The organism is Streptomyces antibioticus (assembly GCF_002019855.1).
GTDB classification, from domain to species: domain Bacteria; phylum Actinomycetota; class Actinomycetes; order Streptomycetales; family Streptomycetaceae; genus Streptomyces; species Streptomyces antibioticus_B.
The window spans coordinates 2,704,169-2,730,431 of the sequence record NZ_CM007717.1 but is presented as its reverse complement, the minus strand read 5'-3'; the positions used below and the strand labels follow the sequence as shown (position 1 = coordinate 2,730,431).

The following is a 26,263-nucleotide window of genomic DNA, read 5'->3' as shown; positions in this document are numbered from 1 at the left end:
CAGCGTACGGCGTGCCCCTTCGCCGCCCGCGCCCTACGCTCGCCCTATGCCCCGCCGCCCCCTCCGCGTGACCGGTGCCCCCGAAGCGCCCCTGCGGGTCGCCCTCGCCGCGCTGCGCTCCGGACTCGGCGTGCCCCTCGCCTTCCCGCTCGGCGTACTGGCCGAGGCGGAACGCGCCGCCAAGGCGCCCGCCCTGCCGGAGCGCGACGCGACCGACATCCCGTTCGTCACCGTCGACCCGCCCACCGCCACCGACCTCGACCAGGCGCTGCACCTGTCCCGGCGGGGCACCGGCTACCGCGTCCGGTACGCCGTCGCGGACGTCGCCGCCTTCGTCGTACCCGGAGGCCCGGTGGACGCCGAGGCGCACCGCCGGGTGACGACCCTCTACTTCCCCGACGGCAAGGTCCCGCTGCACCCGGCCGTGCTCAGCGAGGGCGCCGCCAGCCTGCTGCCCGGCCAGGACCGGCCCGCCGCGCTGTGGACCGTCGACCTGGACGCGGACGGCGCCACCGTCGCCGTCGACGTCCACCGCGCGCTCGTCCGCAGCCGCGCCAAGCTCGACTACGCGGGCGTACAGCGGCGGATCGACGACGGGACGGCCGAGGAACCGCTGCGGCTCCTCGCCACCGTCGGACGGCTGCGGGAGCTGAGGGAGGAGGAGCGCGGCGGGATCTCGCTGAACGTGCCCGAGCAGGAGGTCGTGGAGCACGACCACACCTACCGGCTCGACTACCGCGCCCCGCTGCCCGCCGAGGGCTGGAACGCCCAGCTCTCCCTGCTCACCGGGATGGCCGCCGCCGACCTGATGCTGGCCTCCGGCACCGGCGTCCTGCGCACCCTGCCCGCCGCTCCCGACGGCGCCGTCGGCCGGCTGCGGAACACCGCGCGCGCACTGCGCGTCGACTGGCCGCACCACGTCTCGTACGCCACGCTCATCCGCTCCCTCGACCCGCGCGAGCCCCGGCACGCGGCCTTCCTCCAGGAGTGCACGACCCTGCTGCGCGGCGCCGGCTACACCGTCTTCCGGGACGGACGGCTCCCCGCGATCACCACCCACTCCGCGGTCGCCGCCCCGTACACCCACTGCACGGCCCCGCTGCGCCGGCTCGCCGACCGCTACGCCACGGAGCTGTGCCTGGCCGCCGTCGCCGGCGAGACCCCGCCCGACTGGGTGCTCGGCGCGCTGGACGCCCTGCCGGGGGAGATGGCCGAGGGCGGGCGGCGCGCCGCCGCGGTCGAACGGGCCTGCGTCGACACGGTGGAGGCCGCGCTGCTCGCCGACCGGGTGGGCGAGGAGTTCGACGGCTGTGTCGTCGATGTCGACGAACGCCGACCGGCCGTCGGCACCGTCCAGTTGGAGTCCCCGGCGGTCATCGGCCGGATCGACAGCGACGCCCTGCCCCTCGGCGAACGGCTGCGGGTCCGCCTCACCGAGGCCGATCCGGCCGTACCGAGGATCCGCTTCGTGCCCGCGTGACGGCGTCCGCCAGCGCGCGGTCGTCGTCGGCGTGCAGCCGGATCAGGGTGACGTCCCGGCGGCGGCCGAGGAGCGTGAAGTGGGCGATCGGCGCGGTGAGTTGGAGCGTCACGGTGGTCCGCGAGCCGACCGGCAGGTTCAGCTCGCCGTCGGCCCGCTCGTGCGTGGTGCGGGTCTCCCGGCGGACGGCCGCGATCCGGTCCAGCGGGACGCGCAGATCGACATGGGCGGCCTGGCGGACGCGCAGGACGTCGTCGTGGAGGAGATGCGGACGGACCGTCCACGCGGCGTACAGACCGGCCACGAACAGCAGGGTGTAGAGGTCCAGGACGAGCACCACCCGGTGCGCGGTGGGCCAGTTGCGCAGCAGCACGGCCATGGCGAAGGTCTCGACGGCGCAGACGAACCAGAAACCGGCCATCACGGCGCCCTGTCCCTGCGCATACCCGAACACCTGGACGCTGCCCTTCCCGTCGCCGCCGCTGTCCGGCCGCCGGGCCAGCCATCGCAACAGGCTGACCAGCAGGCGCAGTTCGTGCCGGGCGAGGACGGCGGCCGTTCTCACGTCTCCTCCGTGAGGAGGCGCAGCGCCCGGCGGATCGCCTCCGCCTGCGCGGGGGCGAAGTCGGCGTACAGTGCCCGCAGGAAGCTGTGGTCGTGGTCGATCGCGGGCGGATCCGGGAGCAGTTCGCGCGGCGTGCACTCGGCGAGCCGACGGGCGGCCGTCTCCACCCGGGGGTCGGCCGGATCGGCGTCGGCGAGCGCGTCCAGCAGCGCGTACGCCTCGTTGGCGCGGGCCACCGCCTCCGGCGAGGCCACGATCGCGCCGACCGCCGTCAGCAGCCGCTCCCGTTCCTCGGGCGCCGCGGCCGTGTCGATCAGCGCGAGCACCTCGCGGTCCCGGGCGGCCATGGGCGAGTCGGACAGCTCGGCCGAGGTCCGCGCGAACAGAGCGGTCAGCTCCGGCGACACCGGCCCCTCGGCGGGCAGCTCCTCCGCCGCCAGCAGCGCCCGCAGCCGGGCCCGGCGCGCCCGGATCGCCGCCTCCTGCCGGGCGAGGTCCGCGTCCAGCTCGGTCAGCGCCTCCACGAGGTCCTGGCCGGCGTCGTCAGCGAGCACGTCCCGCACCTCGGCCAGGCCGAGACCCAGCTCGGTGAGCCGCCGGATCCGGGCGAGGACGACGGCATGCCGCAGCGAGTAGTCGCGGTAGCCGTTGGCACGCCGCTCGGGCTCGGGCAGCAGCCCCAGGTGGTGGTAGTGCCGGACGGTCCGCGTGGTCACGCCGACGGCCTCGGCGAGTTCTCCGATCCGCATGGCACCAGTAGAAAGGCTGACGTCGGGGAGGGGTCAAGGGTGATGATCGTGGGGGGGAGGGGGAGGGGGAGGGCGGATCGTGCCGGTCGGGGCTGGGGGCGGCCGGGGGGTAAGGGCTGAGGTCGGCCGGGGGGCGAGGGCCTAAGGCCGCCCGGGGGTCGGGGGCGTGGCCCGGAAGGCGTGGCCGGGCCTGGAGCCGGGGCATGAAAGCGGGGTCGACGGTGTTGAACCCGCGAGAACGCGAGACGGAGGGCGGACGGACGATGAACGGTGGGACGGGCCGCACGGACCGCACGGACCGTGAACAGGCGTCGTGGACCCGGGCCCGGCTGGGCCGCTGCGGGCCGCCGCTCGACCTGCTGACCGCCTGCTTCGACCGGCACGTCTACGCCCCGCACGCCCACGACGAGTACACGGTCGGCGTCTGCGTCGGCGGCGCGGAGATCATCGACTACCGGGGCGGCCACATCCGCAACGGCCCCGGCGCCATCGTCGTCCTCGCCCCCGGCGAGATGCACACCGGCGGCCCCGCCAACGACACCGACGGCTACGCCTACCGCGCCCTGTACGCGGGCCCGGCCCTGCTCACCGAAGGCACCCTCGGGGGCCCGCCGCACTTCCGCGAGCCGCTGATCGACGATCCGGAACTCGCCGCCGCACTCCGCGCCGCCCACACCGACCTCAGCACCTGCCCCGACCCGCTGGAGGCCGAGTCCCGGCTGCCCTGGCTGCTCACCGCCCTGGCCCGCCGCCACTCCACCGCTCGCCCGGCCGACGACCCCGTCCCGGGCGCGCGCGGCATCGCCCTCGCGGTCCGTGACCGTCTCGCCGACGAACTCCTCGCCCCGCCCGCCCTCGCCGACCTCGCCGCGGACCTGGGCCTGTCCCGCTACCAACTGCTCCGCGCCTTCCGTACGACGATGGGGATCCCGCCGTACGCCTGGCTGGCCCAGCACCGGGTGGCCCGCGCCCGGGTGCTGCTGGAGTCCGGGCTGCGCCCCGCCGAGGTCGCCTCGCTGGTGGGCTTCGCGGACCAGGCGCATCTGACCCGCTGGTTCCGGAAGGTTCTGGCGGTGACGCCGGCGACGTACCGCAACAGCGTTCAAGACCCGGGGCGCTGACCGGCCCGACACTCGTCGTATGACTGCACGCGGCTGGTTCCTGTTCTCCCTGATGGGAGTGGTCTGGGGCATCCCCTACCTGCTGATCAAGGTGGCGGTGGACGCCGACCTCTCCACGTCCATGGTGGTGTTCACGCGCTGTGCGCTGGGCGCCCTGCTCCTGCTCCCCTTCGCGATCCGCCAGGGCGGCCTGGTACGCACCGTGCGGGCGCACTGGGCGCCGATGCTGGCCTTCGCGTGCATCGAGATCATCGGCCCGTGGTTCACCCTGACCGACGCCGAACGTCACCTCTCCAGCTCGACGGCGGGCCTGCTGATCGCGGGCGTCCCGATCGTCGGCGTCCAGGCGGCCCGGCTCCTCGGCGACACGGAGGCGCTCGGCGTACGCCGGATCGTGGGCCTGGCCCTCGGCCTGGGCGGGGTGGCCGTCCTGACCCTGCCGCACCTCACCGGCGGGGACGCCCGGTCGCTGGCGGAGGTGTTCGTTACGGTCGTCGGCTACGCCACGGCGCCCCTGATCGCGGCGCGCCGCCTCAAGAACGTGCCCACGCTCCAGCTCATCGTCCCCTGCCTGCTCCTGGCGGCCCTGGTCTACGCCCCCTCGGCGGCGGCCACCTGGCCGTCCGAAACCCCCGCCCCCTCCGTCCTGGGGGCCCTCGCCGCCCTCGGCGTCGTCTGCACGGCGGTGGCCTTCGTCGCCTTCCTCGAACTGATCAAGGAGATCGGCCCCACCCGCTCGACGGTCATCACGTACGTCAACCCGGCGGTGGCGGTGGCCGCGGGCGCCCTGTTCCTGGACGAACCCCTGACGGCCGGCATCCTGGCGGCCTTCGCGTTGATCCTGGCGGGCTCGGTCCTGGCGACGGCGGCGACGGGCCCCCGCAAGAAGCTCCACGCCCCTTCCCCTGCGCCCGCCACTTCGGACCTCTGCCCGGACCAGGGCGAGGCACGGACGGGCTGACGCCGGGCCGTGGGAGGGGCACGCGCCCGGTACCATGGTCGACACGGCAGACGAGCCGGGCGGACGGCCGCGTGGAGTCCCCCTGAGGGGCTTCCCGAGGAACGTCCGGACTCCATACGGCAGGGTGGTGGCTAACGGCCACCCGGGGTGACCCGCGGGACAGTGCCACAGAAAACAGACCGCCGGGGACCTCGGTCCTCGGTAAGGGTGAAACGGTGGTGTAAGAGACCACCAGTGCCCAGGGTGACCTGGGCAGCTAGGTAAACCCCACCCGGAGCAAGGTCAAAAGGAGCGCCGTAAAACGTGCTCTGCGCGGACGTTTGAGGGCTGCCCGCCCGAGTCCGCGGGTAGACCGCACGAGGCCAGCGGCAACGCTGGCCCTAGATGGATGGCCGTCTCCCCGGCCGCCGCGAGGCGACCGGGTGACAAAATCCGGCGTACAGCCCGACTCGTCTGCCGCCACCTGCGGCTTTGCCTTGGAAAGGGCCTCCGACCTGTGTCGGAGGCCCTTTCCGTGTGCATGCTGGCGGCCACTTCGACCGGACGACAGCCGGCGGTCATGCCTGCTGCCTGAGGTGTCGGGTGAGGCGTTGGAAGGTGGACCAGGAGCTGGGGTCGGTTCCATCCCCCAGGGGGTAGTGGAGGGCCGGTTCGGCCGGGGGGCCGAGTCGTGTGGGGGTGAGGCCGAGGGGTGGTTGCTCGGCGCGGGGCGGACGGCCGATGCGCCGGGCCTCTTCGTGGCCGAGCGTGAAGGTCATGGGGATCGGAGGGGGTTCGAGCCGTGGGGGGACGGTGAGGTCGCGGCGGGCGGCTCGGAGGGCCGTGAGCAGCGTGACGAGGCCATGCTCGGCGTCGAGTTCGGCCGCGAGAGCCTCGATGGTCTGCAGAGGCGGTGTTTCGTTCCTGCCGTAGCCGAGCGCGAGGGTGATGTCCTCTTCGACGCCGGCCGTCGTCCGGAGCACGCGGATGGTGGCGAGAGCGGGCCGGTCGGAGTGCCCGACGGCGATCAGCCAGCTCGGGCGGGGCGCACGGGCGCGGGCCAGGTCGGTCAACTGGCGGGTGGACCAGGGAAGATTGACCGGTTCGGCGGTGCTCCAGCCTGCTGGTGCGGAGCCGGTCAGATGCCGGAAGGCGGTCTCCAGGGCGCGGCCGAGGACGAGGTCCGCGGCCGCGGGCTGTCGGGTGCGCAGGGTGAGGAGAAGCTGGCGTTCACCGGTCTCGGAGGCTGTCCTGAACGCCTCGGCCACGGAGGCGGTCCCGTCCTGGTCGCGTACGGGGGTGAAGGTGCCGTTCTCCCAGTGGAGCACGGCCCCGGACAGACCGTCGTAGCAGCCGTGCTCGGGGTCCTGGACGACCCAGCGGTTGGGCAGGCCGCGCAGGGCGGTGCGGGTGGGCAGGGTGAGGCGCGCGGTGGGCGGAGTGACGATCTGCAGGGCACGGTCGGCGGCCGTCGCGGTGCGCAGGGCGTCGGACAGCCAGCTGGTCATGGCGACCAGGGGGCGGTCCTGGAGGACGACGGCCGTCGTTGCGGTGAGGACGTCCACCGCGGGGGTGCCGGTGGCCGGGACCGGGATCGCCGGGACGTCGGTGGTGAGGGGCACCACGTCCGTGGTGGCTGCCTCCGGCGGCCAGACCGTGCCGCCCAGCACGGTCACCAGCCGCCCGGCGAACGAGCCGGCCAGCCGTCCGGCCTCGGCCACGGCGGTGGAGGCGCGGGCCTCGGTCCACCACACCGGCCCTTCCCCGACCGCGCCACCCAGCAGACGGGCGGTCTCACCCGGGACCTGGACGAGGAGGGGTGCCTCCACCGAGACCAGGGGGCGGCCGTCGGGGGCGCAGAGCTGGACGACAGCGCCGTCGGCGGTGGTGTTCACGCCGAGGTCGGGGCCGCCGGCGTAGAGGCCCGCGAGGAGGGTGGGCAGATCCGGCATCTCGGGGGTGAGGGCGATGACGTCCTTGGTCACGGGGCCTCGTCGGTGAGGGCGGTCTGGATCAGCTGGTGGGGGCGTGCGCGGCGGACGAGAGTGCCTCGGCCGGGAGGCTGATGGGTGGCGTACAGGCCGGGGAAGAGCTGGCCCTCGGTGCGCTCTCCGCTCATGAGGAGAGTGGTGGCGCCGGTCTCGCGCAGGGCGGTCAGCAGCGGCTCGTACAGGGCACGGGAGGCGCCGGCGGTGCGGCGGGCGAGGACGAAGTGCAGGCCGATGTCCTGGGCGGAGGAGAGGTACGGCAGGAAGGGCGTCAGCGGTTGCTGCCCGGCCGTGGTGAGGATGTCGTAGTCGTCGACCAGGATGACGATCCGCGGTCCGGAGAAGGCGGGCTCGTCGGTCAGCAGCGCATCCGGGTCGGCCGTCTCCGGCAGACGCTTTTTCAGCTCCGTGGCGATGCCGGTGGACAGGGCGACGGCGAGCTTGGCGTTGTGGGCGTAGCCGCCGCGGTAGGGCTCGGGGATCGTGCCGCGCAGGCCGCGGCGCGGGTCGAAGACGCCGAAGACGAGTTCCTTGTCCCCGTAGCGCTCGACGAGCCGGGTGGCGATCAGCTTCAGCAGGTTGGTCTTGCCGCATTCGTTGTCGCCGAGGATCAGCAGGTGCTGGTCGGCGCCGAAGAGGTCGAGCATCACGGGCGAGAGGGTGTCCTGGTCGACGCCGACAGGTGTCCGCGTCGGCTCCGCTGCCGGGGTGGGCAGCTTGGTGACGGAGAGGCGGGTGGGCAGAACCCTTACGGGCGGGGCGAGTTCCCCGTGCCAGGAGGCGCGGACGGTGCGGGCCGTACGTTCCAGGGCCGGGCCCAGATCGTCGGTCGCCGGGTGGTTGTCGATCCGGGGCAGGGCCACCTGCGCGAACAGCTTGCCGTCGGTCAGCGCTCGGCCGGGGGTGTCAGGGGTGAGGGTCTCGGAGAGCTTACGGTCGACGGAGGAGTCGGCCGGGTCGTTCAGGCGCAGCTCGATGCGGGTGCCGAACATCGACTGGGTGGCGATGCGGACGTCGTTCCAGCGCAGCATGCCCGCCACGACGTGGATGCCGTAGCCGCCGCCGCGTCTGAGCAGGTCGGCCACCGCGTCGTCGAGATTGGCGAACTCCTCGCGCAGAGCGCCGAATCCGTCGATGAGCAGCACGATGTCGGTGGCGCCCAGGTCCGGGAGCTTGCCCTGGGCGCGCAGATGGCGCAGTTGGTCGACGGAGTCGATGCCCAGCTCGCGGTACGCCTCCTCGCGCCGGGCGAGCATGGCGCGCACCTCGGCGACGGTGCGGGCGGCGCGTTCGTGGTCGGCGCGGCCGGCGATGCCGCCGACGTGCGGCAGCCCGGCCAGCGCGGACAGGCCGCCGCCGACGAGGTCGAGGCCGTACACGGCGACGTCGTACGGGGTGTGGGTGAGGGCCAGCGACAGGGCGAGGGTGCGCAACAGAGTGGTCTTGCCGGACTGCGGGCCGCCGATGACCGCCGCGTGTCCGCCGGCGGTGGTCAGGTCCAGCAGCCATGGCTGCTGCCGTTGCCGGGCCGGGTCGTCGAGAGTGCCGAGCGGGATGTGCAGCGGGCCTCGGCCGTGGGCGAGGCGGAGACCGTCCGTACCGGCCCGGAGGGGGCCTGCGGCTGTGTCCAGGGTGGTGGCGTCGGGCAGCGGAGGCAGCCAGATCCGGCGTACCGGGGGTGCCGCGGTGGCGAGTTGGCCGACCATGACGGACATGACGCTCGGCCCGGTCTCGCGCCTGGTGGCGATGGGCTCCTCCACCGCCTCGGCTTCGTAGGGGGTGTTGTACGTCGGATACGGCCGGGCGTGCGGGGTGTCGTCCCGCTCCTCGCGCGCAACGGGGCCGTGGTGGGCGCCGGAGACGTACCCGGCCTTGAACCGCTCGTACGTGGACGTGTCGACCTTGAGGTAGCCGAAGCCGGGCAACGGCGGCAGGTTGAAGGCGTCGGTGGTGTCCAGGACGGTGCGGGACTCGTCGGCGGAGAAGGTGCGCAGGCCGAGACGGTAGGACAAGTAGGTGTCCAGGCCCTTGAGTCTGCCGCCCTCGATGCGCTGGCTGGACAGCAGCAGATGAACGCCGATGGAGCGGCCGATGCGGCCGATGGACAGGAACAGGTCGATGAAGTCCGGTTTGGCGGTGATGAGTTCGCCGAACTCGTCGATGACGACGAACAGATGCGGAAGGGGCTCGAGGTCGGGGCGGGTCGTGGCACGCAGCATGGCGTACTGGCCGATGTCGGCGATGTTCCCGGCGTCCTTGAGGACCTGCTGGCGGCGTTTGACCTCGCCGGCCAGGCTGGAATGGACGCGTTCGACGAGCCCGGCCTGGTTCTCCAGGTTGGTGATCACCCCGGCCACGTGCGGGAGTTCGGCGAACGGGGCGAAGGTGGCACCGCCCTTGTAGTCGATCAGGACCAGCGCCAGGTCCTGCGGGGAGTGGGTGGCCGCGAGTGCGAGGACGAGGGTGCGCAGCAGTTCGCTCTTGCCGGAGCCGGTGGCGCCCACGCACAGCCCGTGCGGGCCCATGCCGAGCTGAGAGGACTCCTTGAGGTCCAGCAGCACCGGCTCGTGGCGGTCGGTGAGTCCGATGGGGACGCGCAGGAAGTCGCGCTCACCGCGCGGGGCCCACAGCCGTGCCAGGTCGAGGGCGGCCGGGTCGTCGATCCCGAGCAGGGCGGGGAAGCCGACCGGGCCGGACACCGGCGTGCCCTCGGCCGCGGACTCCGCGGAGAGCCGCAGCGGGGCCAGCATGCGGGCGATGCCCTCCGCGCCGGGGACGGTCACCGGGTCGGAGATCCCGTGCGCCGGGGGCGCGTTCGGCGTGCGCAGGTCGTCGACGACGATCCGGTCGCCGTGGACGGTGATGCGCACACCGACCTGGTCGGGCTCGTGCACCTGCCGCTGAAGCAGGTGCAGCACCGTGACGCCCATGTCCGGCAGGCCGATCGCCGAGTCGGGACGGGGCAGTTCGGCCGCGGTGTCGCCGTAGGTGTCGCTGATCACGAGCATGCGCGACATCAGGCGCAGGGCATCCGCGCCCCGGCCGGACAGGCCACGGCGCACCTCGGCCGCGTACCCGGCGCGCCGGCGCAGTTCGGGGGCGCACAGCCGGGACAGTTCGGCCGGGTCCGGTGCGATCCGGCGGGCGGCGACGGCGCCGTCGTACACCTGGGTGTCGAGGACATGGGGCAGCCACTTCGCCCACGTCCACTCGGACTCGTCGGCCGTGGCGAGAGCGACGGCGACGTCGTCCGGCGCGTGCGTCACGGCCGTGTGCAGCAGGAGTGCGCGGGCGACGCGGAGGACACCGTCGCGGTCACCGACGACGCTGACGTTCCCGGCCCGGTCCAGCGGCACGGTGAGCGGGAAGTCGGTGGCCGTGCCGAAGCGCTTCCGCAGGGCGCGGGCCTCGTTGAGCATGAACGGATCCGGTGGGGTCAGCACCCCGCCCGTACTGTTCAGACCGATGGCCGGCTCCTGCGCCGGCATCTCCCCGGTGCCGGCCCGCACCCGCAGGAAGTCGGCGTCCTGCCGTCGCCGCTCCCACAGCCGGGCGGGATCGCGTACCAGGTCGTACAGAGCCTCCGGCGGGGGGTTGAGCAGCTTCGACCGTTGCCTGCGTTCCCGTTCGACCGCGCCCAGTTCCTCGCGCTGCTCCTCCAGATACTCCAGGTATCGCTCCCGCTGGACACGCCGGGTGCGCTGGGCCTTGCCCCGCTGGGACAGGAACAGCGCCACCGCGCCGAGCAGTGCCACGACGAGCACGATCGCGCCGATCGCGGCGAACCGGCTGTTGCGGACGACCGTCATCAGCACGACCGAGCTGAGCACGCCGGCCATGGGCAGCAGTGCGGTGGCCGCGTTGCCGATCTTGCCCTCGGGCAGGTTCGGGGGCGCCTCGATGGTGCGCGGCTCGGCGGGGACGAGCGGGCGGGAGGATCGTGCGGGCCGATGGACGATCTGCTGGGTCATCGGACGCGAACCGCCGACTGCATCACTTCGGCCGCCAGACGGACGGCCGCATCGCGGGTGGCTCGGCCCAGCATGGCGGTGTGCATGGGGCCTCCTTGGGCGAGATGACGGTCGTAGGGCAGCGGGACCACGGGCACGCCGGGTTCGCGAAGGTGGGCGGCGGCCGTCTTCGCGTCCAGCGTGGTGTCGGGCGAGGCGGCGCTGAGCACCACGACCGTGGAGGCCAGGGCGGAATGCGGCAACCTGCCGAGCCAGTCGAGAACTTGTCGGGTGCCGTGCACGCCCTCCGCGGTCATGGGGGCCACCACGACCCGCGCGTGGGCGGTGTCCATCGCGGTGCGGGCCACCTCGCCGGGCAGCGTCTCGCAGTCCACGACCGTCACCGCGAAATAGCGCCGGAGCGCCGTTGTCACCGTCAAGTAGGTGTGCGTGTCCAGCGGAGCGCCCACCCTGCCCTGGCCTGCGGGCAGCAGCCAGCCGCCGTCGGTCACGGGCACCAGATAGCCGGTGACATCGGTCAGTTGCATGGAGGGGGTGAGGATCCGGGCGAGGTCGGCGCAGGACCAGCGCACGGTGTTCGCGCCCATCCGCACCGGCAGGGTGCCCAGGGCGGCGTCCGCCTCCAGGGTGAGTACCGGGTCGTGCCGGTAGTGGTTGAACGTGCGGCCCAACAGGGCGGACACCGTGGATTTGCCGACCCCGCCGCGGATCGAGGTCACCGCGATCACCCGGCCGGTCGTGACCGGTTGCTGGAGCTCTTGGGCGAAGTGGGTCTGTTCGACGACGTCCTGGCCGGCGGCGGCGGTCAGCCGGCGCAGCGTGCGCCCGGTGCGTCGGCCGAGGGAATCGCCGTGCCGGGGGCTGCCGAGGGCGATGGCGAGGCGAGGGTCGACGGTGGGGAGGGATTCGGGAGGCGGGGCGGACACGGCCGGGCTGTGCACCTGGCGCGGTACCGGACGGGCGGTGGGGGACGGCTCGGGAACCGGTACCGCTTCCGCTCGTGCGGGCGAAGGCGGGAGCGCGTCAGGCTCGGCTGCGGAAGACCGGATCGACGTGTGACCAGGGTCGTCGCCGGGGGCCAGCTCGCGCAGCAGGTCGCGCTGCCAGTCTCCTCCTCCGGTCATGCCGATCCCCACGTTCCTGCGCCTACGCGAAGGTGCCCAGCAGTCGCCCGTACACCCCGAACGCGCCGATGACGAGCGGAAGCATGGCGATCACGGACACCGACTCCAGGACATCGCCGACCCGCCGCAGTCTCACCCGCACATGCTCGGCGGGATCCACGCTCAGCACCACGAGGGGGACGACCGCGAGCAGGGCGAGTGCGACGACGGGCCCAGCCGCCGCGGTCCGTTCCAGCCACACCACGACGAGCCGCACCGCGACGACGGACGCGGCGACGAGCAGCACCACGATCTCGGCGGTGAGCGGAAACGCACGCGCCCGCAGCCCGAGCGCCATCATGACGACGACACCGAGCAGCACCGTCCACACCGACACCGAGCGCAGCACCAGAATCCCGGCGGCGGCCGCGGAACCGGCCAGCACGGCGGTCGCGATCGCCAGCCCGCGATGGGTGGCCGCCAGGGCGGTGGCCACCTGGTACCGGCTCACCGACGCTCCGCCCGATCGGCGGTCGTCCAGCCCGGACAGCCCCGACGCCATCAGCGCGAGCCGCGGCAGCACACCCAGCGCGACGACGCAGACGACGGCGAGCAGCGCGCCGACCCGGGCCTGCCCGGTCGGGCTCCCGGCCCCGCCCTGAAGGGCGACGGCCGATTCCCACAACACCAGGCATCCGCCGACCGCGCCGGCCCCGATCAGAGCCCCGCGTCCCAGCGGCGTGAACCACCCGGCGAGCAACAACGCGACGGTGGCGGGCACCGCGAGCCCCGCCAGCCGCAGCGCGCCGGACCAGTCGTAGGCGTCGGCGCAGGTCCAGGTGGCGAGAACGGCCGTCGCACCGGCGGTGATGATCAACGTGGTGGCAAGCCCTGGCCGCCGCGCGCGTCCGCACAGCACCCCGGCGAGGGCACCCACGCCGGCGACGGCGAGCAGCCCGGCACCGACCGCCGACAGATCGAACTCCCGGCGCGCCACGATCCCGGCCGTCACCGCCCAGAACACCGTGGCGAGCCCGGCGACGACCCTGCGCACCGCGGGCCGCCACCGCCACGCCCGCACGTCCAGATCGTCGGCGACCTCGTCGCTCACGTCATGCACGACCGGGGCCGACGGCGCGTCCTCCACGCGTACCAGCCGCAGCACGGCCCCGTCCGGCACGCCCGCCGACTCCAACGAAGAGTCGTGCGCCAGCGCCGAGCCGTCCGCGGTGACCAGATGCCGTGCCTCGGGGCGCGAACCCACGCGGTCGTCCAACAGCCGCATGATCTCGGGCAGAAGAACCCCGACCGGCTCCCGCGAGGGCAGCACGAGGTCGACCCGGCGCCGCTCGCCGACCAAGGTGACCCGGCTGAGCACCGTACGGTCGCCGGTCGCCGAGCGGCTCAAAGTCCCCGTGGGTATCACGCGTTCGAACCTATCACCGGGTGGAAGAGGCCACGGACGGCGAGGGCGACGGTGATTCGGAGGGCCGGGACGACGTTACGGAAGCTCCGTACGGGCTCTTCCCGATGACCCGATGCGACACGAACGACCATCCCACACACCCCGCGCACACCACCGCCGCGATCACCACACCGACGAGCACCTTCCCCAACCGCTCGTCGAGCGAGCGCCGTTGGCGCTGCGCACCAAACAGGAGAGCGTCCCGCAACCGGCGGCGGCGTACTGACACCGACTCCAGCAGCTGGTCGTCGTAGTCCTGGGCTGTCACGGTTTTCGGCCGCCTGTCCTTGCAGAGAATTCAGCATCCGAGCTCATGCCGGCGTCAGGTCGGGAACTCGCCGAGCCAGCTGTGCTGGACGAGGTGCTCGGGGAGGTAGTCCGACTCCACGCCGAGGGCGACCTGCCCGTCAAAGGCCCAGCAGGCCATCGCCAGCGGGCCCAGCGCGATGCTGCCGTCGATGTCTGCGGCCCGTTCCTCGTTCAGGGTCCAGTACGCCTGGTGGAGCCTCAGTGCCTCGATCAGGCCCGAGGCGAAGCCGTCCCAGTCGTTCGTGATCAGGCGGGAGAAGAGGTGGATCGGCGGATAGAGGACGCCGTCGAGCAGGTCGCGGGGGGTGATACGGGCCACGTCGGGATGCGACATCTGGAGGGTGGTGGTGAGCTTCTCGACCAGCCCGGGCCGCCGGAGCCAGTACGTCTGCAGTGTGTCGACCCAGTGGTAGACGTACTCGTCGTACTGCCCCTGCGGCGACCGCAGGCGCTCCAGCGGGATCTCGCACAGCTGTGTCATGCGCCGGGGTTCGCGGCAGACGACCGCCAGCCAGAAGGCGGTGAGCCAGTTGCCGGCGTCGGCGGTGGAGAGGGGGCCGAGGGCGGAGAGGGCGCGGACCTTGTAATGGATGCGGCATTCGACAGTCCCCTCGCTCACCCCGGTCACGGCGAATAGCGCGGAACCCAACTGCATTGCGGCGACTGCGGCTTCCCAGGTCTCTGCCTTGGCTGCCCGCGGGTCGTTCACACAGTGGGCACGCAGTGCCATGACAGCGGTACTGAAGGCGAAGTCGATCCCGCTTGTCGACTCTTCCAGCCGGTCGATTCGCCTGGCCACCCGCTCGCTGAGCCGACCTGCGTCGGCTTCTGCAGGGAGCCCATGCCGCGGAAACTGTACAGTCATGGAAGAGTCCCTCTAGTAATGTCAAACCGTCGATATCGGTAACCAGTGTACGTTCCGGCGTTTCTCTCTCCCTTGACGACGACGTACTCCAGCCGCTTTTGGGCGAGCGCCTTTTCCAGGTCGTCGACGAGATCGTATTCACCTCGCCTTTCCATGGCGATCAGGATGTCGTCAAAATATTCCCTGCTGCCCTGGGAGACCTGCTTACCGCCTGGAAGGGTTCGTCGGCCCAGCTCGGTACCGGGGCTGCTCTTGGCCTCGATCACTACTATGCGACCGTCCTCATGCTTCCACACCTGGTCGAACTGGTCGTTGCCGTTCTTCGGTCCCAGCAACGTCTGCTTCTCGAAGTCCGGGTAATTCTCGGCTATGTAGTGATATTCGGCGACCGTCTCGCCGAACGCCTCGGTGGCCTCTCCCATGGCCGTATGCGATTCCTTGTACGCCCCCTTGGCCTCCCCCCACTGCGCGGCCGTGTCCACGGTCCCGTGAACCTCGTGGGCCTTGCCCGTTTCCGCCTTCCAGTCCGCGACGAGGTTGTCGTACTGAACAGCGGCATGACGATTCCACGTGGAGTCCTGCAGAACCCGGAGCCTGTCCGGACTCGTCACGGTGTCCGCGCCCACGCGGATGTAGTCGGCGTCGTAGTAATGAGGCGTGGGAGGTTCGGGAACGTCCTTGACGCGAACCCACGGACCGTTCTCCGACAGTCGCGTGAGCTGGGGCGGCGTGTACCCGCTCTCGTCGTGGAGTGCCAGGTCCAGGCGCGTGCCGTTCTTCCGGTAGTGCTGCCTGAGGTACCCGGGCTCGTGGTTGGCCCGGTAGACCTGGATCTCCTCGATCTGCTCCCGCGTGAGCGTTCCGCGGGGTCCGTACGGGTTGACCCCGTCCCGCATGAAGTCGGGGCGCGGGACCTGCGCGTGCCGACCGGGGAGGCCGCTGTCCGGGCCGGTCGCACCGCCCGAGCCGCTGCCGCCGGAGCCGGAACCGACATGACCGTCGCCGGCTGTCCCGACGCCGCCCGGACCGGACGGCTCGGAACCGGCGGCATGGGCACTTCCCGACCCGCCGGACGCCTCCCCCGATGCCCGCGACACTGCGCCGGCCTCGGCGAACTCCCGTTCCCTCGCCGGTGCGGTCCCTTCGGCGAGGGAGTGCTCCTGCCTCGGTGCCTCGCCGACGAGGTCGCCGTGTTTGTCGTAGGCGATGAACTTGCCGTCCTCGATGACGAGTCGGGAACCGTCGGAGAGCTCCAGGACGCTGTGCGGGGCGCGCAGGTCGGGGACGTTGTGCACGCCGCGCAGGTTCTCCGTCACCTGGGCGATGGTGGGTATGACGTGCCCTGTCGCCTTGACCGTGGCGCTGATCGGGTCGATCGCGTCGCCGACCTTCGCGATCGTGGCGGCGACCTTGGCGGCGGCGCCGGCCTTGCCCGCGGATGCGATCTTGAGCGGGCCGGCGCCCAGGGTGAGGCCGTTGAAGACGACGGTGGCGGCGGCGCGGGCCGGGTTTTCCTTCCACATGTCCCAGGCGACGAAGGACTTGCCGAACTCCTTGGCGTACGCCTTGCTTTCCTGGGCGAAGTCGGTCGCGAAGACACCGGTGGGCTTCTGGCCGCCGGACTCCATGAGGTAGGTCTCGGCCCCGACGATCGCCCGCACCACGCCTTCCCAGGCCTGTCCCGCCCTGTCCGAGCCGTGGACGCCGACCAGGGTCGCGAGGCCATCGACGGTGCCCCAGACGTTGTCGACGATGAACCCGTCCCAGACGAAGCTCTTGGTGTAGTAGCCGAGGTCGTTCAGGTCCCACCAGTCGTGGGACTGGGTGACCGGTGTACCCCAGGGGAGTTCCTCGGCCTGGTCCAGTACCTCGGCGCTGTAGCCGTAGAGTTCCGTACCGCGTGGCCTGAACTGCCTGGCGCCGGTGTTCATCACGTACTGGGTGCCGCCCACCAGTGCGGTGATCTTGTTGTTGCAGGCGATCTCGGCGGCCGTGAACGCGGCCTGCGCCACGTTCACGTCATGCATCAGCCCCTGGTGCACTTCGACCTTGTCCGCGTCGTCGGTCCAGTTCTCGTCGAACTCCCCGCCGGGCGTCCTGAGCCCCGCCACGAACGCGGTCGCCGTGCTGTGCAGGTGCTCCAACCGCGCGATGATCGGCGCGACTTCGGTCGCATACGTCGACAAGGCGTCCGCGACCGTGGCGACCTTGTCCGCGAAGGCGTCGGCGCCATCACGTGCCGGCGCGGTGGAAGCGAACAGCGTCTCCGCTTCCGGTGCCTCGTAGAAGGCCGACAGCCCCTGGAACCGGCGGTGGGCCTCCGCGCCGGCCTGGCGGATGCCGTCCGCGTCCACCCGGAGCGCACCGGTGTGCTGCTCCAACTGGCCGAGATCGCCGGTGAACAGCGGAATGGACTCCGGCTGAATCACAGACGGCCCGCCTTCCAGTCGGCCGGCATGTCCGGCATGACCACCCCGGACGCCCGCCGCTGCACCTCGGCCGCCATCTCCAGGTCGCCCTCCCGGTACGCGACGGTGGCCTCCACAGCGCCGTTGACCGTTTTGCCGACGCGTGTGCCGATGAACTGCAACTCGTCGGCCGTGGCCTCGATGAACTCCGCGAGGGCGGCGGCCACCAGACCGGTCTGCCCTTTGTGCTCCCCGGCCGCCCCGCCCGGCGCGAGCGTCCCGGCCGCGGTGGCCGCGCCCTCCACATCCTTGGCGTACGCCTGGACGATGTCGTCCAGGACTCTCATGACCTCTGCGACGTTCGAGACCACACTTCCGACCCCGGACGGAGATATGTCCCACCTCGGCATGCGTCAGCCCCCGCTTCCCTCTCCCCGTTGCCCCTGCTGTTGCCGCACGCCGGGTGTCAGCCGATGCTGTCGACGGCCGCCTTCGCTCTGGCCAGGGTCGACTGCGCGGTTCCGTCGTTCTGTTCCATCGTCGTGCGCACCAGCCGGATGATCTCGCGGACCTCGCCGGCGGCGCGGTGCCAGCGCATCTCCTTGCCGTGGTACTCGTCGGCGACGCCGTCCGCGGCGAAGTCGGCCATCGCGGCCTTCACCGCGCGCTCACGGTCGGTCAGCACGCGCTCCAACTGGCCGATGACGCTTTGCAAGCTGATCTGGACTTCGCCGGAGGCGCCGGTGTCGTAGGAACGGCGATCCTGGTTCTGAGGCATGGTCAAGTTCCCCTGGAAGGACGATGAAAGTGATTCCGGCGGACGAGCGGGTGCGCGCTCGTGCGGTCAGCGTGCGCCGAAGCGGGCCGCGTCGAAGTTGGCGGCACCCATGTTCTGGGTGGCGTTGTCCTCCAACTCCACGTCACCGGTGCCGAATGCGGAGTCCATGCCCGACTGACCGCCCAGGATCGCGCTCAGTGAACTGTTCAGCGCGTCCGTGATCTCATCGGCGTGGATCTTGAAGGTGTCGAACGCGGCCTTGCCCGCCCCGTTGAACTTCCCCTCCAGCGGCTCCGCCGCCTGGATCAGCCACGTGATCAGAGTGCCCAGGTCCTCATTGGACCCGGCGGTGCTCTTCCCCAGATCCGACAGGGTCGTCGACCCCATGTCGAACTTCATTCACCCACCCCCGTAAGTGTGTTGGGTCCTGCGGTTCGCTCGATCGCCACGGAGTCATCGCGTGTCACGCGCGACGTGCAGAACATCGAACATGTTCTCGCATCATGTGTTGCAGGCGCAACGCGGGAAGGGGCCCCTGGGGCGTGATTCAGCTCATGAACGGTCGCGATTCCGCTTCCTCTCCGCGCCGTCGCCGGTGATCCGGCCCGACGCATCCGGTGGCGCGCGTACGCCGTATCGACGACGACATCATCGGCGTCGAGCAACTCACGTGCGAGCCCTGGAGAGTTGCACCATGCAGATGCAATGCCGACGCAGCCCGGCAGTGAGAAGACCCAGAGGGCTGAACCAGCGGCCGGATCTCCGCGCACGGAATCCGGCGTTCATCGTCGTTCGGGTACGGCTGTGTCCAGGTGGCTGAGCAGCACGGTCTCGATCTCCGTGGCGTCACCCGCCGCAGGGAGGGACCAGGGCGTCTCGTCGCCGTTCTCCATGACGAAGCTGCTCAGGAAACGCACACTGCCCGGCGAGGGCACGTACGAGTCACGCAGCCACCGCGCGAACAGGGCCGCCGTGTGTGCGGTCACGTCGACGATGCTGACGTGGGCGTAGTCCGGGGCGGGCATGGCGGCCGTGCCCGCGACGAAGACGTCCGGCTCCACCTGTATCTCGAAGTCCATGACGACGACGGGTACATCGCGCAGCGCGGAGGCGTTGATCTCCAGGAATGCCTCGGGAAAGTCCCGCGTCAGCGCATGCCCGAAGCTCTCGGTACTGGCCTGCCACGCGGTCGGGTCGTCCGGGGGCGGAGCGAAGACGAAGTTCGACCGAAGGTTGTGCTCGACTGCCACAGAAGTCCTTCCCTCTCAGGGCACATACCGTACGGAGCCGGCGACGCCGCTCATGGCCATCGTCGACTCCCAGCAGGCCGCGTTGTCCTTGCCGACTACGCGGAGGGGGCGTCTACTCTCTGGCCTTGACCGAGCGTTCTGTCGCTGAAGGAGTCGTTGGGCGTGATGCGGGCGATGGCAGAGGACTTCGAACGTCGTAAGCCGTCCTACAGCGGCCCTGAAGAGGGGAGTTGCATGGGGTTGCCCGGCGGACACCTGACCGGTGTTCTTGTCCGAGGCTTCAAGTCGAGCTGGGACGTTCAAGCGTGACCCAGACGCGATACGACCAGCGGGTTCGTGTGTTCGTCGAGGTGTGTGGTGGGGAGCACGACTGGGGGGAGGCCGAGCGGGTTTTTGGGCGGCTTGGTTGGCCTGTGCGGGACGCTCATGCCGCGGGGGAAGGGCCGTTGGGGGCGGCGGTGGAGGCCGATCCTGACAGTCGGGTGTACGAGATAGAGGTTCGGCTCTTTGGTGTGGCCAAGGAGTGTGATCGGGGCGCCGCCGACCGGGTGCGGAAGGCGTTGCGTGGGGCCCGGCTGGAGGGGTATGTCCGGCGGGCTGAACACCTGGCGAGGGACCGGGAGTTGTACCCGTACTGGAGGGTCGTCCGGGTGTCCGGGGCGCGTCGTCGGCTCGCTCGTGTCGGGATGGTGTTGGGGCGGCACGACGTCGGGGTGTTCGTCTCCGGTGGGCCCCGGCAGGCGTTGCGGCTCGCGCGTGTGGGTGGGGTCGGTGGTCGGGAGCACGCGGTCAGGCCGTTGGACGGGCGGTGGCGGGAGGCTGCGCCGTACCAGGGGGAGGAGCAAGTCGAGGGGCGGGTGATCCGGCTGGTTCTGTGGGCCTTCCTCGCGGCCGAGGCCGTCGCCCTGGCGTTCGCTGCGTGGCCCTCCGCCTGGTGGTTCTTGATACCCCTCGCCATCGTCGGTGCGGGCGGGGCCCTGCGCGCGGGGTGGGAGTTGGGGGGTGAGGACCGGCGGGTTGTCGGGGTCGGGGCCGCCGGGCTGTGCCTGGTGGCGTTCGGCTGTCTGGGGGTGGGGGTGCTCGGCGAGGCGTGGAGTCCCGGGCAGACCCTCATGACCGCTGCCGTGTGCGCTGTCCTCGCCGGGCTCTGGCTGCTCGTGCGGCAGTGGACCTGGGGGGAGTGGGTCGCCTGGGCGGTTCCGCTGGTGGTGACGCTGGCCGTGTCCGCGTTCCTCGCCGCGGGATCCGTCCTGCACGCCCTGTACGCCGACGGCCTCGGGCTCACCCCGGACGACCTCGGTGTCCCGCCCGTCTGGCAGGCCGTGGCCGCGGTGAAGCTCCTGGTGATGCTGAGCCTGGTCATGGTGGTCCCCGCCTGGTGGGGGTTCGCCAAACACCGGCACCACCGGTACGCCACCCCGGGCGACGGCACCAACGTCCTCCTGAACATCGCGCTCTTCCTGGCGATGCTCCTCGGGGCGGGGATCCAGGCGTGGGACTCCGCCGAGACGGCCGTCAACCGGACGGTCGCGGCGGCCGAGCGCGGTGACGATCCGCCGTCGTACTTCGGTGTCGCGCCGGAGTGGACCTGCGTCCGGCCCGTCGTCCCCGACGGCGATCTGTCGGGGGCGGGTCCGCGGCTGCGGCCGGCCGCCCCCTATCTGCTGTTCGGCGTCTCGGGGGAGACCGCCGTCCTGTGGGACCCGGCGGCGGGGAAGCCGGTGAAGGTGCCGGCCGGGCAGGTGTGGCTGTCGCCCGCCGGGTCGGGTAAATCGGCATGCCCGGAGGGCAGTTAGCGCCGGGGCGGGCGTGAAATTCGCGTGCGGGCGTTCGATGCCCTGAGTTACGGTCCTGGTGTTTTCCAAGGGGGACCAAGTGACAAAGCTGAACCAGATCATCGCCGTTGAGAAGGGCGTCAAGAGCAAGTCGCTCCAGGACGTCACCGCCGCGCACCACAAGGTGCAGAAGCCCGCGCTGCTCGCCGGGATCTCGCGCACCTATCAGCCCAAGGACGAGGAGGGCGAGCAACTGCCGCCCGAGTCCACGCGCGTGCAGGTGCAGGCCGAGGACGTGCTGCGCGAGATGTCCGCGTCGCTGACCCGGCTGTTCGACGTGACCGCGACCAAGGACTGGGCCAACCGCACAGCCTGCGCGGACGTCACCGTCGACGGGCGGACGATCCTCACCGAGGTCCCGGTCGCCTACCTGCTCTTCCTGGAGAAGCAACTCACCGAGCTGCACGCCTTCGTGAAGAAGCTGCCCACGCTCGACGCCGCCGAGTCCTGGTCCCTCGACCCGTCCACGGACTGGTGGAAGACGGACGCGGTCCGCACGATCCGTACCAAGAAGGTGCCGCGCAACCACGTCAAGGCCGAGGCCACCGAGAAGCACCCGGCGCAGGTCGAGGTGTACTACGAGGACGTGCCGATCGGGTACTGGACGACCGTCAAGTTCTCCGGGGCGCTTCCGGCGCGGCGGGTGAACGAGCTGGTGGAGCGGGTCGAGAAGCTCCAGCAGGCGGTCAAGTTCGCCCGCGAGGAGGCCAACGGCGCCGAGGTCACCGACCGGCGCGCCGGGGAAGCGGTGTTCGGCTACCTGTTCGGCTGATGCCGGGCACGGTGGCCCCATGATCGCCCCCGCGTGCGAGCGCGGGGGTGCGCAACAGCGGCGGCCGGATTGAGGACCGGCCCTCGCGAAGGGCGCAAGCTGAAACTGACGTTCAGCCTGAAAGGCGTGGAGCCGCAGAGGATCCGCGCCGTCAAACTCAGACTCTCGCTCAAGCTTCAGCATCGCCGCCGATCGCCGGTGCGACCGGGGACGGACGAACGCCGTCGGATGCGAGTTCGACTCTCGCCTGCACCTCTGCACGGTGCGGTAGTTCAAAGGAAGAACACGACGGCCTGATGACTGATCCGTCCTCTTAAACGCCGTCGGCGTGCGCCATTGGGTGGCATCCCCAGGGGCCCGGGAGCTGGATACGACTCCCGGGCTCCGTCACTCCCGGGAGCGACCCCATTCTCAATGGCACCCTGACCACCTGACACCCCCCGCATGGGCGACCGCGCGGGCGTCCGGCCGTCGCGGTCACCCGCATGGATGTCAGCACCGCCAGGTACCCTCGGACACATCGTCAACGCGGCCCGACGGGCTTCCGCTCCACCCCGGTGGAGTCTCGAAGGACATGCCCCCACCCGCACGAGTCTCTTCGTGCTGCCTGGGGGAAGTCCTTGCTGTTCCGCGCGTCCGCCAAGACGGTCGCCGTCATGGCACTCGACGGTTCGCTGTTCCTGCGTCTCACCGACAAGTTCGTCCACTCGCACGGCTATCGGCCCGGCGCCTCGGAGGTGCGTTCCTGGGAGCGCAGCATCCCCGTCCTGGCCGCAGCGCTCAACGACGCCGGCCTGGGCGACGTGGAAGTCATGCTGGAGTACGCGCTCCCGCTGAACAGCAAGCGCGCGGACGTCGTCCTTGCGGGAGTGCACCCGGTCACGGGAGAGCCGTCCTATGTCGTGGTGGAGCTGAAGCAGTGGAGCCAGGCGCTGCCCCACGAGGACGACCCCACTCTGTGCCATGTCGACGCCTACGCGCAGCCGGTGCTCAACCCCATCGAGCAGGTGCGCCGCTACTGCGAATACCTCATCAACTTCAACGGCGCGGTGGCCGAACACGGGCATCGGGTGGCCGGGGTGGCCTATCTGCACAACGCCACCGAGTTCGGCGTGACCGGGCTGCGGGAGATCGAACGTGACGGCCACGGGCTGCTCTTCACCGAGGAACGTCGCGGCGCCTTCCTCGACCATCTCCGTACGAGGCTGAGCGACAAGCACCCGGGGGCCGCGGCGGCGGACGAGCTCCAGGCAGCCGCCAAGGTGCCGTCGAAGCAGCTCATGTCCGTGGCCGCCGAAGAAGTGCGCGAGCGTACACAGTTCGTCCTTCTGGACGAGCAGCAGGTCGCGTACCGCATGGTGCTCAACGCGGTGGAGAAGGCGAAGCACGCCGATCGCAAGGAGGTCGTCATCGTCACGGGCGGCCCTGGCACCGGCAAGAGCGTGATCGCTCTCCAACTTCTCGGCGAGCTCTACCGGCGCGGGATTCCGGCACTGCACGCCACCGGCTCACAGTCCTTCACGAAGACGATGCGGAAGGTCGCCGGAGCCCGCAAGCGTGAGGTCCAGGACCTGTTCAAGTACTTCAACAGCTTCATGACCGCCGAGAAGAACAGCCTGGGTGCCCTGATCTGCGACGAGGCCCACCGTATCCGGGAGACCTCGGCCAACCGCTTCACGCGCGCCGGGAACCGTACCGGCAAGGCACAGATCGACGAGCTGCTCGACGTCGCCTACGTACCCGTCTTCTTCCTCGACGAACATCAGGTGGTGCGCCCCGGCGAGCTGGGTACCGTGGACGACATCAGGGCAGCGGCGAACAAGCGGGACATTCCCTGCCATGTCGTCCCGCTCGACAGCCAGTTCCGCTGCGGCGGCAGCGACAGCTACCTGCGCTGGGTCGTCCGGCTTCTCGGCCTCGAGTCCGGTGGGCCGGTCGTCTGGGAACCCGACGGCCGGATGCAACTGCTGGTCGCCGACAGCCCGCAGGAGATGGAGGCGTTCCTCCAAGACCGCCGAGCACAGGGCTACGGTGCCCGGATGTCCGCCGGCTACTGCTGGCGTTGGTCCCCGGAGCCCAAGCCCGGTGACCCGCTGCCTCCCGACGTCGTGATCGGCGACTGGGCCCGCCCCTGGAACCTGCGCGGCGACCGCTCCGTCTCTGGCGCGCCCCCGGCCGCCCTGTGGGCCACCGACCCGGCCGGCTTCGGCCAGGTCGGCTGCGTCTACACGGCCCAGGGCTTCGAGTACGACTGGTCCGGCGTCATCATCGGCCCCGACATGGTCTGGCGCGGCGACCGTTGGATCACGGACCGCGCGGCGTCCAAGGACACGGTGTTCAAGAAGTCCACCTCGGACACCGACGTGGACCGCCTGATCCGCAACACCTACAAGGTGCTGCTCACCCGGGGAATGGTCGGCACGATCGTGTATTCGACGGACGCGGAGACACGGGAGAAGCTGAGGGAGCTGACGGGCGGAGTGGCACGGGAGGCCGTGCCGGCCTGACGGACAGGCCGGCTTCCGCGGGAGTGTTCTCCTGCCTACTTGCCCGTCAGCCTGTTGAGGTCGCACAGTGTCCGGTGGTAGCGCAGGTGTTCATCGTCGATCCGATGGCTGGCGTTTCGGTGGAGACGTCCCAAGGACTCGCCTCCGTGCGTCTTCTTCACGTAGCCGTCGACGTCGATGAAGATCTCGAGGCCGTCGAAGAGAACGTGGTGGTTGGGGCACAGGCAGAGCAGGTTCGCCAGCTCGTCCGGCCCGTCGTGCGGGGATCCGAGGCCGCGAATGTGCGCGGCCTCGCTGTAGGGCCTGCGCTTGTACCGCAGACGTGTCGTACACACCTGACAGGCGTTGCCGTAGAGGTCTTTGACCTGGTTGACGATGGCGGGATTGCGTACCGGCCGTGAGGAGTTGGAGGGCCGCCGCGGGACTGGGCCTGCAGCCCGCTCCTGATCGGTGCCTTCCTCGCCGCTGCCGTCCAGGTCGTCTTCGGGCAGGCCGTCGGCCGTCGCGTAGCCGGCGAGGCCCACTCGACTGAGCAACTCACGCTGGTCGACATCGTCGAGGTACGTGCTGCACAGCCTGACCACGGCCTGGAGGCGAGTGAGCGGATTCCGCAGCAACTCGGCGCTTTCGTGAGTGAGACCTGCTACGGGTTGGACCTTGTCGAGGACTCCTGTTCGCGGCGTGTCGCCGGCATCCCCCGGTATTCCGCGCACCTCCCACAGACCACTGCCCTGCAAGTGCCAGAAGGGGTACTCGGGCGTGACTTTGGAACTGGGCAATCCGAACTCGGCCAGGAGCGGACCGACTTCAGCACGGAAACAGGACCACGGTGCCAGTCGCGGCTTGTCCGCGGCTATGCGGGACACCGCCCACAGCAAGGCCAGTGGTTGGTGGCGGCTGGGAGCGTCACCCCCGGCACGGCGATGAGTCTTGAGGGAGCCGAAACGATCCAGCAGATCCGCTGGACGGAGCTGCGGCGACGCGACCGGATGAGAGGCGGGAGATGGTGCCGCAATCGGCTGCCGCTTCCTGGGCAGGAGTTGGGTCACATGACGGTAGTCCTCGGCGGACCGCAGGGTGAGGCTCCGGAGCGGCGCCCGAACGTTCAGACGCTGCAGGATGGGAGCCGCGAGCACGGGGGTGGAGAACTCTTCGACTTCACCCAGCGCCATGATGTGTTCCCACGTGGAGCCGTTCGCGTCGGTTCCCCAGACGGCCTGCGCCACCGCCGAACTCTCCAGCAGATGAAGAATGCGGGCGCGTGCGATGAAATGATTCTCCGCGTAGAAAAGAACATTGTCGCCGATACGGCGCTGCCGCAGGGCTCTGACTTTCTCGTTGTTGGACTGTGCCGTGGGAATGGACCCCCACAGGCGAGCCGTCCCATCGGGATACAAGGCGGTGAGCGCGTCCGCCTGCTCACCGAGCACATCTTTGATGTCCGCGATGCGGATGCCCTGTCGTATCGACCTGGCGAAGTTCTGCGGGCCGCGATCCCGAGCCCCGCCGCGAGGCTGAAGGACCACCTGCGGCGCCACCTGCTCCACCCCGTCCGTGGCGACGGATGCGGCCGTCACCGTGAAGCCGAGCGCACTCAGGCGACGTACCACTGTGTGCGCGCCCCCGCTGAAGTCGGCGGCCGACAATGGGCTGCCGACCGAGTACAGGTGCGCGACGCCCGCGATGGCCTTCGAGTCGAAGCGGTTCCCGTCCAGAACAAGCTCGTACGTGGTGGCCCGACCGAAGCCGTACCGGCGGCGAAATGCTTCACGCCCCAGGTGCTGACACTCCTCGACCGCGGCCAGCACTCCTGCGCGTGTGATGTCCCCAAGTCCCATGCTCGCGAGATTAGTACGACGGTATGACAAGACCGTTCTCCTCGACCCGGCGCATCGAGCGTGCAGTGCAGGTGCTGGAGGCGTTCGGTTTGCTCCGGGCCATGGCCCAGCATGCAGACCGGCAGCGCGGCCCGGCGGTGCGGGTTCGGGAGTGAGTACAGATGGAGGCAGCGGCGGTCGCCCTGTCGACGTGATCCATCTCCACGCGATCACGAGTACTGATTCCGATCGTGTAGGCCGTATGTCCTATAGTTCCGTCCTTCACTGCCTCTTTTCACGCCGTGGGTAGCCACTAGGATCTGCCTCAAGGGGCTGACCA

Annotated in this window: 20 protein-coding genes and 1 other RNA gene; 7 read left to right on the top strand and 14 right to left on the bottom strand. The window is 70.7% G+C overall.

Going from position 1 to position 26,263, the window contains the following annotated elements; all coding sequences use genetic code 11:
* Positions 1–46: 46 nt before the first annotated feature.
* Positions 47–1,480, top strand: a complete 1,434-nt coding sequence (locus tag AFM16_RS12105; RefSeq protein ID WP_078633306.1) for an RNB domain-containing ribonuclease — start codon at positions 47–49, stop codon at positions 1,478–1,480.
* Here the strand turns inward: AFM16_RS12105 and AFM16_RS12100 are convergent.
* Together AFM16_RS12100 and AFM16_RS12095 are read right to left on the bottom strand one after the other, a co-directional pair.
* The gene (locus AFM16_RS12100; protein WP_078633305.1) at positions 1,431–2,045 is read right to left on the bottom strand and encodes a hypothetical protein; all 615 of its coding nucleotides are present in this window, start codon (positions 2,043–2,045) and stop codon (positions 1,431–1,433) included. The genes AFM16_RS12105 and AFM16_RS12100 overlap by 50 nt on opposite strands.
* Positions 2,042–2,794 carry a MerR family transcriptional regulator gene (locus AFM16_RS12095; RefSeq protein ID WP_078633304.1) on the bottom strand — a complete coding sequence of 251 codons (753 nt, stop codon included), beginning with the start codon at positions 2,792–2,794 and terminating at the stop codon, positions 2,042–2,044. Before AFM16_RS12095 ends, AFM16_RS12100 begins: the two co-directional genes overlap by 4 nt.
* 263 nt (positions 2,795–3,057) lie before the next feature.
* Between AFM16_RS12095 and AFM16_RS12090 the strand changes: the two genes are divergently transcribed.
* The 3 genes from AFM16_RS12090 (at position 3,058) to rnpB (ending at position 5,332) form a co-directional block, all read left to right on the top strand.
* Positions 3,058–3,915: an AraC family transcriptional regulator gene (locus AFM16_RS12090; RefSeq protein ID WP_078633303.1), complete on the top strand. Its 858-nt coding sequence runs from the start codon at positions 3,058–3,060 to the stop codon at positions 3,913–3,915.
* 19 nt (positions 3,916–3,934) lie between these two features.
* Entirely contained in the window at positions 3,935–4,876 is a 942-nt protein-coding gene (locus AFM16_RS12085; RefSeq protein ID WP_078633302.1) for a DMT family transporter, read from the top strand.
* 51 nt (positions 4,877–4,927) lie between these two features.
* Positions 4,928–5,332, top strand: an RNA gene (rnpB, locus tag AFM16_RS12080) — RNase P RNA component class A.
* 101 nt (positions 5,333–5,433) lie between these two features.
* Here rnpB and AFM16_RS12075 read toward each other — a convergent pair.
* The 11 genes from AFM16_RS12075 to AFM16_RS12025 form a co-directional block, all read right to left on the bottom strand.
* Positions 5,434–6,840, bottom strand: a complete 1,407-nt coding sequence (locus AFM16_RS12075) for a DUF6177 family protein (RefSeq protein ID WP_078633301.1) — start codon at positions 6,838–6,840, stop codon at positions 5,434–5,436.
* Positions 6,837–10,814, bottom strand: a complete 3,978-nt coding sequence (gene eccCb, locus AFM16_RS12070) for a type VII secretion protein EccCb (RefSeq protein ID WP_078633300.1) — start codon at positions 10,812–10,814, stop codon at positions 6,837–6,839. Before eccCb ends, AFM16_RS12075 begins: the two co-directional genes overlap by 4 nt.
* Complete coding sequence (locus AFM16_RS12065; protein WP_167797180.1) at positions 10,811–11,938, bottom strand: CpaE/TadZ family protein; 1,128 nt, start codon at positions 11,936–11,938, stop codon at positions 10,811–10,813. The genes eccCb and AFM16_RS12065 overlap by 4 nt, the downstream gene beginning before the upstream one ends.
* 22 nt (positions 11,939–11,960) lie before the next feature.
* Positions 11,961–13,325, bottom strand: a complete 1,365-nt coding sequence (gene eccD / locus AFM16_RS12060; protein ID WP_167797179.1) for a type VII secretion integral membrane protein EccD — start codon at positions 13,323–13,325, stop codon at positions 11,961–11,963.
* 31 nt (positions 13,326–13,356) lie between these two features.
* Positions 13,357–13,650, bottom strand: a complete 294-nt coding sequence (locus tag AFM16_RS39960) for a hypothetical protein (protein WP_078633298.1) — start codon at positions 13,648–13,650, stop codon at positions 13,357–13,359.
* Between the two features lie 54 nt (positions 13,651–13,704).
* Positions 13,705–14,421, bottom strand: a complete 717-nt coding sequence (locus tag AFM16_RS12050; RefSeq protein ID WP_256861277.1) for an immunity 49 family protein — start codon at positions 14,419–14,421, stop codon at positions 13,705–13,707.
* A gap of 131 nt (positions 14,422–14,552) precedes the next feature.
* Positions 14,553–16,910 carry a hypothetical protein gene (locus AFM16_RS12045; protein WP_245177678.1) on the bottom strand — a complete coding sequence of 786 codons (2,358 nt, stop codon included), beginning with the start codon at positions 16,908–16,910 and terminating at the stop codon, positions 14,553–14,555.
* A gap of 71 nt (positions 16,911–16,981) precedes the next feature.
* Entirely contained in the window at positions 16,982–17,374 is a 393-nt protein-coding gene (locus tag AFM16_RS12040) for a DUF6507 family protein (protein WP_245177677.1), read from the bottom strand.
* A 56-nt stretch (positions 17,375–17,430) separates the two neighbouring features.
* Positions 17,431–17,742, bottom strand: a complete 312-nt coding sequence (locus AFM16_RS12035) for a pore-forming ESAT-6 family protein (protein WP_078633295.1) — start codon at positions 17,740–17,742, stop codon at positions 17,431–17,433.
* Between the two features lie 66 nt (positions 17,743–17,808).
* A complete protein-coding gene (locus tag AFM16_RS12030; protein WP_078633294.1) occupies positions 17,809–18,141 on the bottom strand; it encodes a hypothetical protein in 333 nt (110 codons plus the stop codon).
* A 383-nt stretch (positions 18,142–18,524) separates the two neighbouring features.
* Positions 18,525–18,992, bottom strand: a complete 468-nt coding sequence (locus AFM16_RS12025; RefSeq protein WP_078633293.1) for a hypothetical protein — start codon at positions 18,990–18,992, stop codon at positions 18,525–18,527.
* 857 nt (positions 18,993–19,849) lie between these two features.
* Here AFM16_RS12025 and AFM16_RS39955 point away from each other — a divergent pair.
* The 3 genes from AFM16_RS39955 to AFM16_RS12010 all read left to right on the top strand — a co-directional run bounded on the left by AFM16_RS39955 (position 19,850) and on the right by AFM16_RS12010 (position 24,106).
* Positions 19,850–20,788 carry a hypothetical protein gene (locus AFM16_RS39955; protein ID WP_245177676.1) on the top strand — a complete coding sequence of 313 codons (939 nt, stop codon included), beginning with the start codon at positions 19,850–19,852 and terminating at the stop codon, positions 20,786–20,788.
* Positions 20,789–20,867: 79 nt separating this feature from the next.
* Positions 20,868–21,599, top strand: a complete 732-nt coding sequence (locus tag AFM16_RS12015; RefSeq protein ID WP_030794186.1) for a DUF7873 family protein — start codon at positions 20,868–20,870, stop codon at positions 21,597–21,599.
* Positions 21,600–22,219: 620 nt separating this feature from the next.
* On the top strand, positions 22,220–24,106 hold the full coding sequence (locus AFM16_RS12010; protein ID WP_078633291.1) for a DUF2075 domain-containing protein: 1,887 nt from the start codon (positions 22,220–22,222) through the stop codon (positions 24,104–24,106).
* Positions 24,107–24,141: 35 nt separating this feature from the next.
* On the opposite strand, the gene AFM16_RS39950 is transcribed toward AFM16_RS12010, so the two are convergent.
* On the bottom strand, positions 24,142–25,944 hold the full coding sequence (locus AFM16_RS39950; protein ID WP_245177675.1) for a phosphorothioated DNA-binding restriction endonuclease family protein: 1,803 nt from the start codon (positions 25,942–25,944) through the stop codon (positions 24,142–24,144).
* Positions 25,945–26,263 lie beyond the last annotated feature (319 nt).

Excerpts from the sequence above, each read along its gene's own strand:
- AFM16_RS12085 (WP_078633302.1), top strand. The coding sequence starts at position 3,935 with ATGACTGCACGCGGCTGGTTCCTGTTCTCCCTGATGGGAGTGGTCTGG.
- AFM16_RS12040 (WP_245177677.1), bottom strand. The coding sequence starts at position 17,374 with ATGCCGAGGTGGGACATATCTCCGTCCGGGGTCGGAAGTGTGGTCTCG.
- AFM16_RS12050 (WP_256861277.1), bottom strand. The coding sequence starts at position 14,421 with ATGGCACTGCGTGCCCACTGTGTGAACGACCCGCGGGCAGCCAAGGCA.
- AFM16_RS12090 (WP_078633303.1), top strand. The coding sequence starts at position 3,058 with ATGAACGGTGGGACGGGCCGCACGGACCGCACGGACCGTGAACAGGCG.
- AFM16_RS12095 (WP_078633304.1), bottom strand. The coding sequence starts at position 2,794 with ATGCGGATCGGAGAACTCGCCGAGGCCGTCGGCGTGACCACGCGGACC.
- AFM16_RS12035 (WP_078633295.1), bottom strand. The coding sequence starts at position 17,742 with ATGCCTCAGAACCAGGATCGCCGTTCCTACGACACCGGCGCCTCCGGC.
- eccCb (WP_078633300.1), bottom strand. The coding sequence starts at position 10,814 with ATGACCCAGCAGATCGTCCATCGGCCCGCACGATCCTCCCGCCCGCTC.
- AFM16_RS12065 (WP_167797180.1), bottom strand. The coding sequence starts at position 11,938 with ATGACCGGAGGAGGAGACTGGCAGCGCGACCTGCTGCGCGAGCTGGCC.
- AFM16_RS39950 (WP_245177675.1), bottom strand. The coding sequence starts at position 25,944 with ATGGGACTTGGGGACATCACACGCGCAGGAGTGCTGGCCGCGGTCGAG.
- AFM16_RS12030 (WP_078633294.1), bottom strand. The coding sequence starts at position 18,141 with ATGAAGTTCGACATGGGGTCGACGACCCTGTCGGATCTGGGGAAGAGC.
- AFM16_RS12105 (WP_078633306.1), top strand. The coding sequence starts at position 47 with ATGCCCCGCCGCCCCCTCCGCGTGACCGGTGCCCCCGAAGCGCCCCTG.